The 14,389-nt window shown below is 58.0% G+C and carries 16 protein-coding genes; 11 read left to right on the top strand and 5 right to left on the bottom strand.

Going from position 1 to position 14,389, the window contains the following annotated elements:
- The first annotated feature begins 71 nt into the window (after window positions 1-71).
- The 7 genes from fghA (at window position 72) to rpoS (ending at window position 6,034) form a co-directional block, all read left to right on the top strand.
- A complete protein-coding gene (gene fghA / locus WG29040_RS08440; RefSeq protein ID WP_003440495.1) occupies window positions 72-917 on the top strand; it encodes an S-formylglutathione hydrolase in 846 nt (281 codons plus the stop codon).
- Between the two features lie 43 nt (window positions 918-960).
- A complete protein-coding gene (ispF, locus tag WG29040_RS08435) occupies window positions 961-1,434 on the top strand; it encodes a 2-C-methyl-D-erythritol 2,4-cyclodiphosphate synthase (protein WP_010655957.1) in 474 nt (157 codons plus the stop codon).
- Window positions 1,431-2,489: a tRNA pseudouridine(13) synthase TruD gene (gene truD, locus WG29040_RS08430; protein ID WP_127196008.1), complete on the top strand. Its 1,059-nt coding sequence runs from the start codon at window positions 1,431-1,433 to the stop codon at window positions 2,487-2,489. Before ispF ends, truD begins: the two co-directional genes overlap by 4 nt.
- Window positions 2,477-3,226 carry a 5'/3'-nucleotidase SurE gene (surE, locus tag WG29040_RS08425; protein ID WP_003440501.1) on the top strand — a complete coding sequence of 250 codons (750 nt, stop codon included), beginning with the start codon at window positions 2,477-2,479 and terminating at the stop codon, window positions 3,224-3,226. The genes truD and surE overlap by 13 nt, the downstream gene beginning before the upstream one ends.
- Before the next feature lie 41 nt (window positions 3,227-3,267).
- Window positions 3,268-3,903, top strand: a complete 636-nt coding sequence (locus tag WG29040_RS08420) for a protein-L-isoaspartate(D-aspartate) O-methyltransferase (RefSeq protein WP_003440502.1) — start codon at window positions 3,268-3,270, stop codon at window positions 3,901-3,903.
- 192 nt (window positions 3,904-4,095) lie between these two features.
- The gene (locus WG29040_RS08415) at window positions 4,096-4,923 is read left to right on the top strand and encodes a peptidoglycan DD-metalloendopeptidase family protein (RefSeq protein WP_003440517.1); all 828 of its coding nucleotides are present in this window, start codon (window positions 4,096-4,098) and stop codon (window positions 4,921-4,923) included.
- Between the two features lie 106 nt (window positions 4,924-5,029).
- Window positions 5,030-6,034 carry an RNA polymerase sigma factor RpoS gene (rpoS, locus tag WG29040_RS08410; protein ID WP_010655953.1) on the top strand — a complete coding sequence of 335 codons (1,005 nt, stop codon included), beginning with the start codon at window positions 5,030-5,032 and terminating at the stop codon, window positions 6,032-6,034.
- 626 nt (window positions 6,035-6,660) lie between these two features.
- Here the strand turns inward: rpoS and WG29040_RS08405 are convergent.
- From WG29040_RS08405 to WG29040_RS08395, 3 genes are read right to left on the bottom strand one after another with little or no spacing between them, the layout of a single operon-like run.
- A complete protein-coding gene (locus tag WG29040_RS08405; protein WP_127196007.1) occupies window positions 6,661-7,710 on the bottom strand; it encodes an alkene reductase in 1,050 nt (349 codons plus the stop codon).
- A gap of 20 nt (window positions 7,711-7,730) precedes the next feature.
- Window positions 7,731-8,897, bottom strand: a complete 1,167-nt coding sequence (locus WG29040_RS08400; protein ID WP_127196006.1) for an MFS transporter — start codon at window positions 8,895-8,897, stop codon at window positions 7,731-7,733.
- Window positions 8,898-8,909: 12 nt separating this feature from the next.
- Window positions 8,910-9,212, bottom strand: coding sequence for a helix-turn-helix transcriptional regulator (locus tag WG29040_RS08395; protein WP_127196085.1), 303 nt, complete (start codon window positions 9,210-9,212; stop codon window positions 8,910-8,912).
- A gap of 156 nt (window positions 9,213-9,368) precedes the next feature.
- On the opposite strand from WG29040_RS08395, the gene WG29040_RS08390 reads away from it, so the two are divergent.
- The gene (locus WG29040_RS08390; RefSeq protein ID WP_127196005.1) at window positions 9,369-9,953 is read left to right on the top strand and encodes an ACP phosphodiesterase; all 585 of its coding nucleotides are present in this window, start codon (window positions 9,369-9,371) and stop codon (window positions 9,951-9,953) included.
- A 10-nt stretch (window positions 9,954-9,963) separates the two neighbouring features.
- Here WG29040_RS08390 and WG29040_RS08385 read toward each other — a convergent pair whose 3' ends face one another.
- Both WG29040_RS08385 and olsB read right to left on the bottom strand, forming a co-directional pair.
- Window positions 9,964-10,764: a lysophospholipid acyltransferase family protein gene (locus WG29040_RS08385; protein ID WP_127196004.1), complete on the bottom strand. Its 801-nt coding sequence runs from the start codon at window positions 10,762-10,764 to the stop codon at window positions 9,964-9,966.
- Window positions 10,764-11,519, bottom strand: coding sequence for an L-ornithine N(alpha)-acyltransferase (gene olsB, locus WG29040_RS08380; protein ID WP_003440534.1), 756 nt, complete (start codon window positions 11,517-11,519; stop codon window positions 10,764-10,766). The genes WG29040_RS08385 and olsB overlap by 1 nt, the downstream gene beginning before the upstream one ends.
- Window positions 11,520-11,782: 263 nt before the next feature.
- Between olsB and WG29040_RS08375 the strand changes: the two genes are divergently transcribed.
- From WG29040_RS08375 to WG29040_RS08365, 3 genes are all read left to right on the top strand, one after another.
- Window positions 11,783-12,373 carry a YceI family protein gene (locus WG29040_RS08375; RefSeq protein WP_003440535.1) on the top strand — a complete coding sequence of 197 codons (591 nt, stop codon included), beginning with the start codon at window positions 11,783-11,785 and terminating at the stop codon, window positions 12,371-12,373.
- A 1-nt stretch (window position 12,374) separates the two neighbouring features.
- On the top strand, window positions 12,375-13,532 hold the full coding sequence (locus tag WG29040_RS08370) for a phosphatidylserine/phosphatidylglycerophosphate/cardiolipin synthase family protein (RefSeq protein ID WP_127196003.1): 1,158 nt from the start codon (window positions 12,375-12,377) through the stop codon (window positions 13,530-13,532).
- Between the two features lie 147 nt (window positions 13,533-13,679).
- A complete protein-coding gene (locus tag WG29040_RS08365) occupies window positions 13,680-14,315 on the top strand; it encodes a LysE family translocator (protein WP_127196002.1) in 636 nt (211 codons plus the stop codon).
- Window positions 14,316-14,389 lie beyond the last annotated feature (74 nt).

The following is a 14,389-nucleotide window of genomic DNA, read 5'->3' as shown; positions in this document are numbered from 1 at the left end:
ACAAGCTATAAGCGGGAGAAACACATGCCCGCTTCTACTTGTGGCTTGCAGCTGAAAGCTTGGAGCTGTCCATGACACTGGAAAATATTTCCTGCCAGAAAAGCTTCGGTGGCTGGCACAAGCGCTACCGGCACCGTTCTGAGGTACTGGGTTGCGACATGGTATTTGCCGTGTACTTGCCGCCCCAGGCCGAGCAGGGCGCCAGGCTGCCGGTGTTGTACTGGCTGTCGGGTTTGACCTGTACCGATGAAAACTTCATGCACAAGGCCGGCGCTATGAAAATGGCCGCCGAGCTGGGGCTGATTATCGTGGCGCCGGACACCAGCCCCCGTGGCGACGGGGTTCCGGATGATCCGGATGGCGCCTGGGATTTCGGCCTGGGTGCAGGTTTTTACCTGAACGCAACGCAGCAGCCTTGGGCTCAGCATTACCGCATGCATGATTATGTGGTGCAGGAATTGCCGGCATTGGTTGAAGCGCATTTCCCTGCCTCGCAAAAACGCGGGATCAGCGGACACTCCATGGGTGGCCACGGAGCTTTGGTTTGTGCGCTGCGCAATCCGGGGCGCTATCAGTCGGTGTCCGCTTTTGCGCCGATCAGCAACCCGATGGATTGCCCGTGGGGGCAAAAGGCCTTCTCCCATTACCTGGGGGATGAGCGCTCGCGGTGGCGTGAATGGGACGCGTGCATTTTGATCAGCGAGGCCCGTGAAAAGCTGCCGCTATTGGTGGATCAGGGAGATCGGGACGACTTTCTGAGTGTGCAGCTCAAGCCCGAGGCACTGCAGCAGGCTGCGAAACTGGCGGGTCATCCGTTGAACTTGCGTCTGCAGCCGGGCTACGACCATAGCTATTTTTTCATCGCCAGCTTTATTGACGACCACTTGCGTCACCACGCGAGCGCACTAAGCGCTTAATAGTGGGTAGAATCACGCCCTGACTTAATCGGGGCGTTTTTTTATGCGTATTGGCCACGGCTATGATGTGCACTGTTTTGCTGAAGGCGATTTTATAACCCTGGGCGGCGTGCGGATCTCCCACAAATTCGGGCTGTTGGCCCATTCTGATGGCGACGTGCTGTTGCACGCACTCAGCGATGCTTTGCTGGGCGCTGCGGCGCTGGGCGACATCGGCAAGCACTTTCCTGATACCGACCCGACTTTCAAGGGCGCAGACAGTCGCGTCCTGTTGCGTCATGTCGTCGGGCTGATCCATGCCAAAGGTTGGAAAGTCGGCAATGTCGACAACACCATCATTGCCCAGGCGCCAAAAATGGCGCCGCATATTGAAACGATGCGCGCGCTGATTGCGGCGGATCTAGAGGTTGATTTGGACCAGGTAAACGTAAAAGCCACCACCACCGAAAAGCTCGGCTTTGTCGGTCGTGAAGAAGGCATCGCTGTGCATTGCGTCGCGTTGTTGGTTCGCGGATGAACGAGTTTGATCTGCTGGGGCCGCTGGCTTACGGCGAGCCTTTGGGGACCGCGGTGCTCAAGGCCACGGCTGAAGACTTCCAGGTTGATGAAGTGCTGGATATTCCGTTGTCCGGTGATGGCGAGCATCTGTGGTTGTGGGTCGAGAAGCGGGGGCTGAACACTGAAGAAGCCGCACGGCGGATCGCCAAGGCCGCAGGCGTGCCGCTGCGTACGGTCAGTTACGCAGGCTTGAAAGACCGTCAGGCCCTGACGCGCCAGTGGTTCAGCGTGCAGTTGCCGGGCAAGGCCGATCCTGACATGTCGGGCGCTGAAAACGACACCCTGCGAATTCTCAAAAGCACCCGCCACAAACGCAAGTTGCAACGCGGCGCCCATGCTGCCAACGGTTTCACCCTGCGCCTGACGCAACTGGCCGGGGACAAGGAAGCATTGGCGCAACGTCTTGAACTGATCGCCAAACAGGGCGTACCGAACTATTTCGGCACCCAGCGTTTCGGCTGGCAGGGCGGTAATTTGGGTGAGGCCCGTGACTATGCGGCGCGCAAAGCCTTGCCGGAGCAGCGCAATGTGCGCTCGCGGCTGTTGTCCACCGCTCGCAGTTATCTGTTCAATCAGGTGCTGGCGGCGCGGGTAGCCGATGGTAGCTGGCAACGTGCACAGGTTGGCGATTTACTGGCCTTTACCGACAGTCGCAGTTTCTTTGCGGCGGGTGAGGCTGAATGCAGCGACCCGCGACTGAGCATTCTCGACCTTCATCCCACCGGTCCCTTGTGGGGCGAGGGCGAGTCGCCGACCACCGGTGCACCCCATGAACTGGAACAGTCCGTTGCCGGGCGCGAAGCTGATTTGCGTGACTGGCTGGTTCGAGCAGGCATGAGCCATGAACGGCGTATCCTGCGGCTGCCCATTGGCCGGTTGACGTGGCATTATCCGGAGCCTGACATTCTGCAACTGGAATTTGTTCTGCCGGCCGGATGCTTCGCTACTGTCCTGGTGCGAGAACTTGTTGATCTGGTGCCTTTGGGTCAAACGGACAGCCTATGCGTATTCTGATTTCAAACGATGACGGGGTCACTGCCCCGGGTCTGGCCGCGCTTTATGGCGCGCTGGCCGATTATTGCGAGTGCGTGGTGATTGCGCCCGAGCAAGACAAAAGCGGGGCGAGCAGTTCACTGACGCTGGATCGGCCCTTGCATCCGCACACCCTGGCCAATGGCTTTATCAGCATTAATGGCACGCCGACCGATTGCGTTCACCTGGGCCTTAATGGTCTGTTGGAGCAGCAGCCGGACATGGTGGTCTCGGGAATTAACCTGGGTGCCAATCTGGGTGACGATGTGCTGTATTCAGGGACTGTGGCTGCGGCGCTTGAGGGGCGTTTTCTCGATCACCCTTCGTTCGCGTTTTCGTTGGTGTCGCGTCAACTGGACAACTTGCCGACAGCGGCCTATTTCGCCCGCAAGCTGGTTGAAGCGCACGGGGTGCTGGACTTGCCGCCGCGTACGGTCCTTAACGTGAATATTCCCAATCTGCCGCTCGATAAAATTCGCGGTATTCAACTTACGCGTCTGGGGCATCGTGCCCGTGCTGCGGCGCCGGTTCGGGTTGTGGATCCGCGTGGCAAGGCCGGCTACTGGATTGCGGCTGCCGGCGATGCAGAGGATGGCGGCCCGGGAACGGACTTCCATGCCGTGATGCAGGGCTATGTCTCGATCACGCCGCTGCAACTTGACCGCACTTTTGGCGATGGTTTCAAAAGCCTCGGTGTCTGGCTGGAGGGTCTGGGGTGATGGGGCGTGAACAGGATGGCCTGATGCATCGCGGCATTGGCATGACCTCCGAGCGTACCCGCGAGCGGCTGATTCAGCGCCTGCGGGAAGAGGGCATCGTTAACCAGAAAGTGCTTGAGGTTATTCGGCGTACGCCACGGCATCTGTTCGTGGACGAAGCACTGGCGCACCGGGCCTATGAAGACACGGCGCTGCCCATAGGCAACAACCAGACCATCTCCCAGCCTTATATGGTCGCCCGCATGAGCGAGTTGCTGCTTGAGGACGGCCCGCTGGACAAGGTCATGGAGATTGGGACCGGGTCGGGTTATCAGACCGCGGTTCTCTCGCAGCTGGTCGAGCGAATATTTTCCGTAGAACGGATCAAGGTGTTGCAGGATCGGGCCAAGGAGCGACTGCTCGAGCTCAACCTGCGTAACCTGGTGTTCCGATGGGGCGACGGCTGGGAAGGCTGGCCTGCGCTGGCGCCTTATAACGGCATTATCGTGACCGCGGTGGCGACCGATGTCCCCCAGGCGCTGCTGGATCAATTGGCCCCCGGCGGGCGCCTGGTGATTCCGGTGGGTGCAGGCGAGGTTCAGCAATTGATGCTGATCGTACGTGAAGAGCACGGTTTTGCCCGGCGGGTGATCGGCAATGTGCGCTTTGTGCCGCTGCTCAACGGGCCCCTGGCCTGAGTCTTTGTTCGGCCCTGCTGAATTATGGGGCCGGGTGCAGGTCATACTGCGCAGCGGTCGGGCTCTGTCGTTGCCTGAATTTTTTATGATTTGGCTTTGCCGTCTGTAAAGCTGTGTTGCCAGTTATACTTGCGCTAAACCATGGCCAATACTGGCGTACTAATATTTAGCCATCTTCAAAGGGAGCGGCGGGTGAGTCTCACAGTCATTGCGCAGCGTATGGGAACCAAAAGCTATCACAGACTGGTAGTCGGTCTATGCCTGAGTGCCGTCCTGGTTTTGTTGGCCGCGTGCTCCAGCACACCCAAGAATGGCGTGCGTGTGGTTGACCGCAACGGGGTCGCTCAGCGTCCGGCGGTAACAACCGGGCAATACGTGGTGCGACGTGGCGACACGTTGTTCTCAATTGCTTTTCGCTACGGCTGGGACTGGAAGGCTCTAGCGGCGAAAAACAATATTGCGGCTCCTTTCACTATTGTCCCAGGTCAAACAATTCGCTTTGACGGACGTGCCGGAACCCTGCCCGCAGGTGGCACCACCACGACTGTCGTCTCGAATTCTGCAGGCAGCAAAACCACGGTAATCAAACGCGCGAGCACCGCAGCAGCTGCGCCAGCGGCCGTTGCGGCACTGCCTGCAGGCCCTGCTCCCAAAGGCTGGGGATGGCCTTCTAATGGCATTTTGATTGGCAAATTTTCTTCAAACGGTAGTTTGAATAAAGGTATTGATATCGCCGGAGATTTGGGACAGCCTGTTTTGGCTGCGTCTGATGGGTCAGTTGTTTACGCCGGCAGTGGATTGAGGGGCTACGGCGAATTAGTCATCATCAAGCACAGCGATACCTACGTCAGTGCTTACGGCCACAACCGTAGGCTGTTGGTTCGGGAGGGGCAGCAGGTCAAGGTCGGACAGACAATTGCCGAAATGGGGTCAACTGGTACAGACCGGGTGAAACTTCACTTTGAGATTCGCCGTCAGGGTAAACCTGTAGATCCACTGCAATTCCTTCCACGCCGTTGATCGCTTACCAGCCTGTTCCTGATGTAGTTAAGGAACAGGCTCCAGCATTGCCAAGGATATAGGCGAAGCTTGAGCTTGAGGTCGAACTCACCAAAGGACTACAACAATGGCTCTCAGTAAAGAAGCCCCGGGGTTTGACATCGACGATGAGGTGCTCCTTATGGACTCCGGCATCGACAGCGACTTGATGTCAGAAGACGACGAATCAACCCCTACTGCCCGCACCAAGTCCAAAAAAGCGACCGCTACAAAACAGCACAAGTACATTGACTACACCCGGGCGCTCGATGCGACCCAGCTGTATCTCAATGAAATTGGCTTTTCTCCGTTACTCTCCCCAGCAGAAGAAGTTCATTTTGCGCGCTTGTCGCAAAGTGGAGATCCGGCCGGGCGCAAGCGCATGATTGAAAGCAACTTGCGTCTGGTGGTGAAAATCGCCCGTCGCTACGTCAATCGTGGGCTCTCGCTACTGGATCTGATTGAAGAGGGCAACCTGGGACTGATTCGCGCAGTAGAGAAGTTTGACCCTGAGCGCGGTTTCCGTTTCTCGACTTACGCCACCTGGTGGATCCGCCAGACGATTGAACGGGCGATCATGAATCAGACCCGCACCATTCGTTTGCCGATTCATGTCGTCAAAGAGCTCAATGTCTACTTGCGGGCTGCACGCGAACTTACGCAAAAGCTCGATCACGAACCTTCCCCTGAAGAAATTGCCAATCTGCTCGAAAAACCCGTCGCAGAGGTCAAGCGCATGCTTGGACTGAATGAGCGGGTGTCCTCGGTGGATGTTTCTTTAGGCCCTGATTCCGATAAAACCCTGCTCGATACCCTGACAGATGATCGACCTACAGATCCTTGCGAGCTGCTTCAGGACGATGACCTGTCGCAAAGTATCGATCAGTGGTTGTCTGAACTTACAGACAAGCAGCGTGAGGTGGTGATTCGCCGCTTCGGGTTGCGTGGTCATGAAAGCAGTACCCTCGAAGATGTTGGTCTGGAGATTGGTCTGACACGCGAACGTGTTCGGCAGATTCAAGTCGAGGGGCTCAAGCGTTTGCGCGAGATCCTTGAGCGCAACGGTTTGTCCAGTGAGTCGCTGTTTCAGTAACAGGCATCCTGCTCGCTAAAAAGCCCCGAAATATTCGGGGCTTTTTTGTGCCCGCAGAATCTGGACCGCTGCTGCCAAGGGGTTTTTTTGAGTGCGTGCGGGTGACCGGTCAGTCTCAAAAGTGCAGTCAGGCAGGGGTTGGAACTTTATCTGTCATGGGCTGTAAGCCTTTGCTTACCTTTCATGTAAGCCAAGGGCGAAAACAGGCTTGTGGATAGTCTGCTTCTGACTTTAATAAGTTGTAACTGATTGAATTTAAACATTTTTATTGTTTTGTTAAGTCTGATCCGGATTTAAAAACCCTAACTGATGCGCTTGCAGCCATTCTTAAAGTCTTTAGTATCTCAACTGTGCCGACGGATCGACACAGTGCTCAAGGATGAGTGCTCAGGGACAATCGCAGGACGTGATTCATCAGGATGATGAAAGGGACAAAAGGGAATAGGGAAAAAATGTGGGCGGGTCAAACCGCCCCTTTTTTTGCCTTGAAAAAAGTGGCTGCAGCGGCGATTCATCGTTGAGCCGGTTACCCGAATCAAACGCAAAACGCCCAGGGCAATGGCCCTGGGCGTTTTGCGTTACAGACAGAAAACAGGTGCAGTGTGCGCCTGTTCCCGGGTCAGGCGTTACAGCGCTGGATAGTCGATGTACCCGGTAGGGCCTTTAGCATAGAAGGTCTGCGGGTCTGCTTCATTGAGCGGTGCATCGGCCTTCAGGCGTGCTGGCAGGTCCGGGTTGGCAATGAATGGCACACCGAACGCGACAGCATCGGCTTTACCCGCTGCGATCCAGGCATTGGCACTGTCTTTTGTGAAGCTCTCATTGACGATGTACGGGCCGCCAAAGGCTGCCTTGAGCTGTGGGCCGAGGCTGTCTGGCGCTTCATGCTCGCGGGCACAGATATAAGCGATACCGCGCTTGCCGAGTTCACGGGCGACATAGCCAAAGGTTTCAGCCAGATTGTCATCACCCATGTCGTGCAGGTCGGCACGTGGCGACAAGTGCACGCCAATCCGGCCGGCACCCCAGACATCAATGGCGGCATCGGTGACTTCGAGCAGCAGACGGGCGCGGTTCTCGATCGAGCCGCCGTACTGGTCGGTGCGCTTGTTGGTGCTGCTTTGCAGGAACTGATCGAGCAAGTAACCATTGGCACCATGGATTTCTACGCCGTCAAAGCCTGCGGCCTTGGCGTTCTCGGCGCCGGCACGGTAAGCCTCGACAATGTCTGCAATCTCGGCAGTTTCCAGTGCGCGTGGGGTGGGGAAATCCACCTTTGGACGCACCAGGCTTACATGGCCTTTAGCTGCAATGGCACTTGGTGCAACAGGGGCTTCGCCGTTCAGATACATCCCGTGGGAGATCCGGCCAACGTGCCACAACTGCAGCGCGATACGGCCACCGGCCGCGTGGACCGCCTTGGTGATGTTGCCCCAGCCGCGGACCTGGTCGGCAGACCAGATGCCGGGGGTGTCAGGGTAGCCGACGCCCATTGGCGTTACCGAAGTGGCTTCGCTCAGGATCAGCCCTGCCGACGCGCGCTGAACGTAATACTCAGCCATCAGCGCGTTTGGAACCCGCCCTTCATCGGCGCGGCAGCGGGTGAGGGGGGCCATGATGATGCGGTTAGGCAGTTCAAGGTCGCCCAGCTTGATCGGATCGAAAATCGTGGTCATTTATGCAGCCCTCTCAAGGATCAATGTGTGGCAGTGGCCAGTTCGGGATTGCCGTTCTGGCGAAAAGTAATCAGGGTGACCAGCAATGCCAGAACCGCCAGAACCGCGGCAGCCAGTGGCACGCTGGTGAGGCCGAAGCCGTGGGCAATCACGCTGCCGCCAACCCAGCCGCCCAGCGCGTTGCCGATGTTGAAAGCACCGATGTTCAGGGTGGATACCAGATTGGGGGCGGCCTTGCCGAAGGTCACGACGTTCACTTGTAGTGCGGGCACGGCGGCAAACGAAGCGGTGGCCCAGAGGAACAAAGTGATCTCGGTCGGAATCAGCGCGACACTGGTCCAGCTAAGAACGGTGGAAATAACCGCCATCGAGATGAACACGCCGATCAAGGTCGCGGCCAGACGCTTGTCTGCCAGCTTGCCGCCGATGATATTGCCCACGGTCAGGCCCAGGCCGATCAGCAACAAGGTCCAGGTCACACCGTTGGGCGAGACGCCGGTGACATCGCCCAGCAAGGGCGCGACATAGGTGAACAGAGTGAACATCGATGCGGAAAACAGCGCCGTCATGCTCAGAGAGAGCCAGATGCCAGCGCCCTTGAGTGCGGCCAGTTCGGCACGCATGTCGAGTTTCTCTTCGTCACGCTTGGCAGGCAGGAAGCGGATCAGGCCAATCAACGCCACCACGCCAATCACGGTCACCGCGAAAAACGTCGAACGCCATCCTGCCGCCTGACCGAGTGCGGTACCCAGGGGCACGCCCAGCACATTGGCCAAGGTCAAACCGGTGAACATCAGCGCCACTGCCGAAGCGCGCTTGTTGGCCGGTACCAGGCCTGCAGCCACTACCGAGCCGATACCGAAGAACGCGCCGTGACACAGGGCGGTTACCACACGGGCAAACATCAGCACGTTGTAATCACTGGCCAGTGCGCAGAGCAGGTTGCCGATGATAAATATCACCATCAGCGCCACCAGGGCTGCCTTGCGCGGCAATTTGGCAGTTGCCAGCGCCATGAATGGCGCCCCGATAGCTACACCCAGTGCATAACCGGTGACGAGCCAGCCTGCGCCCGGGATCGACACACCAAGGTCCGCAGCGACATCGGGCAGCAACCCCATGATCACGAACTCGGTGGTCCCGATGGCGAAAGCGCTGAGCGCCAGAATGAGTAGCGAGAGGGGCATTGGAAATCCTTGTTAAAGCGCTTGGTTGATTGCGGCGAGGAAAGCCTTGATGGTTTCCTCATTGCGTTTGAAAAAGTGCCACTGGCCAACCTTCTGGCTGCTGATCAGACCAGCGCGTTGCAAGGTGGCCAGATGGGCGGAGACAGTGGATTGCGACAGGCCGAAACGTTGGTCGAACTGTCCGGCGCAGACGCCGTGTTCAGTGCTGTGATGCTGGTCGGGGAACTCCACTTGCGGGTTTTTAAGCAGGCAAATGATTTCTCGGCGTACTGGGTGTGCCAGCGCTTTTATTATTTCGTCGAGGTCGATCGGCATGGTGGTGGTGCTCATTGAAATGCAGCGTTATATCGCGAAGTTGCGAACTTTAAATCGTTATATCGCGATATACAAATACGATTTGCTTCTTGAATCAGCATAAATCGGTATATCGGGTTATAACGATATTGGTGTGGCAGTGTTAAACTGCTCGGCATGAATTATCTCGCACATCTGCACCTTGGCGGCCAGCGCCCTGACGAATTACTCGGAAGCCTGTATGGCGACTTTGTAAAAGGACGCCTGCAAGGCGTATACAGCCCTCAAATCGAATCTGCGATCCAGCTGCATCGAAGCATTGATGTATTTACCGATGCGCATCCCCTGGTCGATCAATCGCTGTCGCGATTCAGCCAGACCCGCCGGCGCTATGCCGGCATAGTGCTTGACGTTTTTTTCGACCATTGCCTGGCCCGGGACTGGGCGCAGTATGCCGAAGGTCCTCTGGACCGCTTTACCTCAGGTTTCTACCAGGTGCTGGTGAAGCAGCCGCAATTGCCCAAACGTCTTGCCGCCATCGCGCCGCACATGGCGGCGGATGACTGGCTTGGCTCCTATCGGGATTTCGCGGTACTGGAACAAGTGTTCCGGGGCATTGCCCGACGTCTTTCGCGGCCAGAGGAACTGGCCGGGGCGATGGCGGATCTGCACGCGCTGTATGAGCCCCTCAGTGAGGATTTCCGGGCGTTTTATCCGCAGTTACAGACGTACGCCAGACAACAGCGCTCGCTGTTGCCCTAGTCGCACGGGTTCAAGTGTCCTGCACGCAGATGCCAGCGCCGGCAGGCTCGCTCCTGCAGTGACGCGGCGCACCACTGAGCACTCGGCTTATCGCCTCCTGGGCTCTATAGGCCAGCACGGCACGTTCCTGCCGGTCACAGGCAATTGGCTCAAGCAGATGAATCTCGACGTCCGCCTGTTCATGGCTGAACAGACGCAATAAATGGGACAGCAAATCATCGTTGCCAATGAAGGGTGCTATCCGGTCGACCTCGCCATTGCGCAAGTAACGAATCGCAACCGGTTGCAGCGCCACCCGACTTTCAATGGCCGCCGACAGCAAACGCCCATGAAACGTGCGTACGGAGCGTCCATCGGTAGTGGTGCCTTCGGGAAACATCAGCAGCGGCAGTTGTTGTTGCAGATGCCGGCTCATTTGCTGGCGAACCAGCTGGCTGTCGCCCGCGCCCCGGCGAATGAACAGGCTGCCTGCCTTGGCGGCCAGCCAGCCAGCCACTGGCCAGCCGCGAACCTCGGCCTTGGACAGGAAAGACAGTGGCGTCAGTTTTCCGAGCAGGGCAATGTCGGTCCATGACACATGGTTACTGACCCACAGCATTGGCGTTGCAGGCACCTCGCCCACCAGGATGACGCGAAAGGGCAGGGCAGCACACAGGCGGGTCATGAAAAATTGCGACCAGCGCTGTCGACGGGCCATCGTACTGTCCAGGTGCAAGCGCTCCATCAGCCCGAACAGACTCGCCATGCCCAGGCCCAGACTGACCACGGCGAGAACCCGCACTACCCGGCCATACTGGCGCAGGCGCTGCATTACACGGCCGCCTTGAAATGACGGGCATATCGCGGGCACAACTCGTCACGCTTGAGCAGGATGAAGACGTCGGCGACCTGAAAATCTTCATCCCAGCACGGCTCGCCACAGATCTTTGCACCCAGGCGCATGTAGGCCTTGAGCAGTGGCGGCATTTCGGTGATGACGTTGGCTGGAATATCCAGGGCCGGCAGCGGTTTTTTAGGCACTGCACGCAAGTGCACGGTGCTCAGGTAGCGTTCACGCAGACGCTGCATGATCGCCTGGGCCTGGACGCCGCCGTCTTGCATCGGAATGCTCGCGCACCCCATCAGGTAGTGGTAATCGCCCTGATTGAGGACCTCGGCCAATTCACCCCAGAGCACAGCGATGGTGCCGCCATTGCGGTAGGCCGGGTCGACACAGGTTCTGCCGATCTCCAGCACTGAGCCCTGCAGGTGCGCCAGCCCGTGAAGGCTGAATTCTTCTTCGCTGTAAAAATGGCCGATGTTCAGCGCCGCACAATGATCGAGCAGGCGGGTGGTGGCTACCAGTTGGCCGCTATTGAGGTCACGAACGCCGATATGCTCGCAATGGGCGTCGTAATCATCCTCATCCAGTTCGTGTTCGGCACTCTTGAGTTTTGCCTTCAGCTCGCCGCCAAATACGCGAAAGCGCAGGGCTTGAGCTTCACGCAAGGCGCCGGGGCCGATCAGACGTTCTGCCTTCAGGCGTCGTTCTTGAACCGTGTCGCGGATACGGACGAGCTGGGACATTGCGAATCTCCGTGCAGGCATGGTGCCTGCCTTGGTTTTCTGCCAATCGACTGAGGGGTGCAACTTCAGGCTAGGCAGGTGCAATGTCATCACCGTGACGTTTGGGTGATGCTTGTATGACAGGCTCTATGGGAGTGCTTTACTGGAGGAACTGTAGGATCGGATAAGCGTCCTAAGGCTGTATGAAAATTTTCCGCCACAGCACTTGCAAGTACCCGGACTCGGGGTAATGTTCGCCCACGTTTATCTGCCTATGAGTTTTTATGTTCAAAGCGTTTTTATCTTCTGCCTGCGCCCTGTGCCTGACCCTCGGCGTGAGCCTGTCTGCCCAGGCCAACTGGTACCTGGACGGTGAGTCCTCAAGGCTTTCATTTATCACCACGCAAAATGCCAATGTCGCCGACCTGCATCGTTTTTTAGTGCTGCACGGCAAGGTCGATCCTAAAGGCCGCGCGCAATTGCGGATCGAAATGGACTCGGTCAACAGTGCGGTGCCGTTGCGCGATGAGCGCATGCGCGACCTGTTGTTCGATTTCAAAAACTTCCCGGAAGCGCAAATCACCGCGCAGATCGATCTGCAGCCCATCAATGACCTGGCCAATGGTGCGCAACTGGAGCTGCACTTGCCGGTCACGGTAAGCCTGCGTGGCAAGCAGCACACCTACGAAGCCGAACTCTTGGCCACCCGTCTTGATGAGCGGCGTTTTCAAGTGGTGACACTTGAACCGCTGATGCTGCAGGCCGAAGACTTTGGCTTGCAACCCCAGCTCGAAACCCTGCGGAAAATGGCCGGCTTGTCGGCCATCAGTTTTTCAGTACCGGTGGGTGCGGTGCTGATTTTCACGGCCCGCTGATATGGCTGGCGCAGTGTTTCCATGGCGCAGCGCCAATCAATTCGAGTTGCTGATCGACGGCCCGCAATTTTTCCCTCGCATGCTGGCGGCTATCGACCAGGCGCAGGTACATGTCGATCTGGAACTGTATCTGGTGGAGGCCGGCGACTGTGCCGAAGCCATAGTCCAGGCCCTGGAACAGGCGGCCCGGCGCGAAGTGCGGGTACGTTGTCTGTTTGACGGATACGGCAGTCTGGCGTTTACCCCGGGCTTGCGGCGCAGACTGACCGATGCGGGGGTCGAGCTCAGGTTTTACAACCGGTTGAGCTGGCGCCGGGGCCTGAACAACCTGTATCGCGATCATCGCAAGCTATTGCTGGTGGATCATCAATTGGCCGTGGTCGGTGGCACCGGGGTGACCGATGAGTTTTGGCAGCCCGGCCAAAACACCTGCGACTGGCATGAAGTCATGGTCGCCATCCAGGGGCCGTTGGTGCAGGACTGGCAGATGCTGTTTGATCGCCAGTGGCGCGCCAATATCAGCCGTAAGGCCTGGAAACCTGCAACGCACTTCGGTTTGCCGCGTTTGCCGCGGGTCCCCGATGAAGGTGAAGGTATGGGGCGCGTGGCTTATGCCGATGCCCACCAGCATCGCGATATTCTGCAATCGCTGGTGCGTGGGATTAACAGTGCGCAACATCGCATCTGGCTTGCCACCCCCTATTTTTTGCCCACCTGGAGCGTTCGTCGCTCGCTGCGTCGTGCGGCGAACAGGGGCGTCGATGTGCGCTTGTTGCTGACCGGGCCGCGTACCGATCATCCGTCAGTACGCTATGCCGGGCATCGTTACTACCCGCGGCTACTCAAATCCGGGGTGCAGATATTTGAATACCAGCCGTGCTTTTTACATCTGAAAATGGTCCTGATCGACGATTGGGTGAGTATTGGCTCGTGCAACTTCGACCACTGGAATTTGCGCTTTAACCTTGAAGCCAATCTGGAGGCGCTGGACCCGGTGCTGACTCAGGCAGTGGCCGCCAGTTTTGTCACCGACTTCGCCCAGAGCATGCCCATCAGCCTGCAAGCCTGGCAGTCACGTCCTCTATGGCGACGGGTCAAACAGCGAATCTGGGGCTGGGTTGACCGTCTGGTGGTCAACGTTCTGGGGCGCCGCCACTAGCCGGCAAAACCCGCGTTGAGGGTTTTGTTGAGCCCTATGCAAATTTTTCCCGGGCATTCGGTTACAGAGCGCTGCCGAACGTGCAGAATCTTGCCACCTCGCGGGCCAATGGACAGCCTGAGGCACGATTTTTCTGGAGCGTTTTGCATGACACTTTCGTTGTTACTGGCGGTACTGGCTTCTGGCTTTATTTATGGCATCACCCCGGGACCCGGGGTGCTGGCGGTTTTCGGGATTGGCGCCGCCCGCGGTCGACGTGCCGGGGCCGGATTTCTATGCGGGCATTTGCTGGGTGACGTGATCTGGTGCAGCACTGCCCTGATTGCCATTGTCGGGGCGCGGGAGTTTGGCAGTACCGCATTCAACATTCTGGGCTTGCTCAGCGGTCTTTATCTGTTCTGGCTGGGGCTGCGTGCAGTGCGCGCCCAGCCTGGCAACGAGGCCCGGCAAGGCCCTGCGCGCCAGCCTTTTGCCCACGGCATTCTGTTTGGCCTGACCAACCCCAAGGCCTACCCCGTTGCGGTGGCCACCTTCACTGCGCTGCTGTCCAGTCGTGCCGAACTGCTGACCTGGTCAATGCTGCCGTGGCTGATTGTGTTGAGCTTTTTGGGGGGCGCGGCAGCTTATGTAATTCTGATTGGCATTGTTGGCGCCGGGCACGTGCGGGCGCTGTATCAACGCCATGAACGACTGATTACCCGGCTGTGTGGTGTGATGTTCATCGGTTTTGCCATCAGCGCCCTGATGCATGCCTTGCCAGGGTTGCTGGCAAGTATCCGCTGAGGCGGCAGTTGGCAAGGCCGCCGCTATTGATAGCACCGCAGTGGTCGACAACCGCAGGCGAAGGCAAGTGACTC

Source organism: Pseudomonas sp. PAMC 29040 (genome assembly GCF_003994535.1).
In the GTDB taxonomy this organism is placed as follows: Bacteria; Pseudomonadota; Gammaproteobacteria; order Pseudomonadales; family Pseudomonadaceae; genus Aquipseudomonas; species Aquipseudomonas paraversuta.
This window is presented reverse-complemented; position numbering and strand designations above follow the sequence as displayed.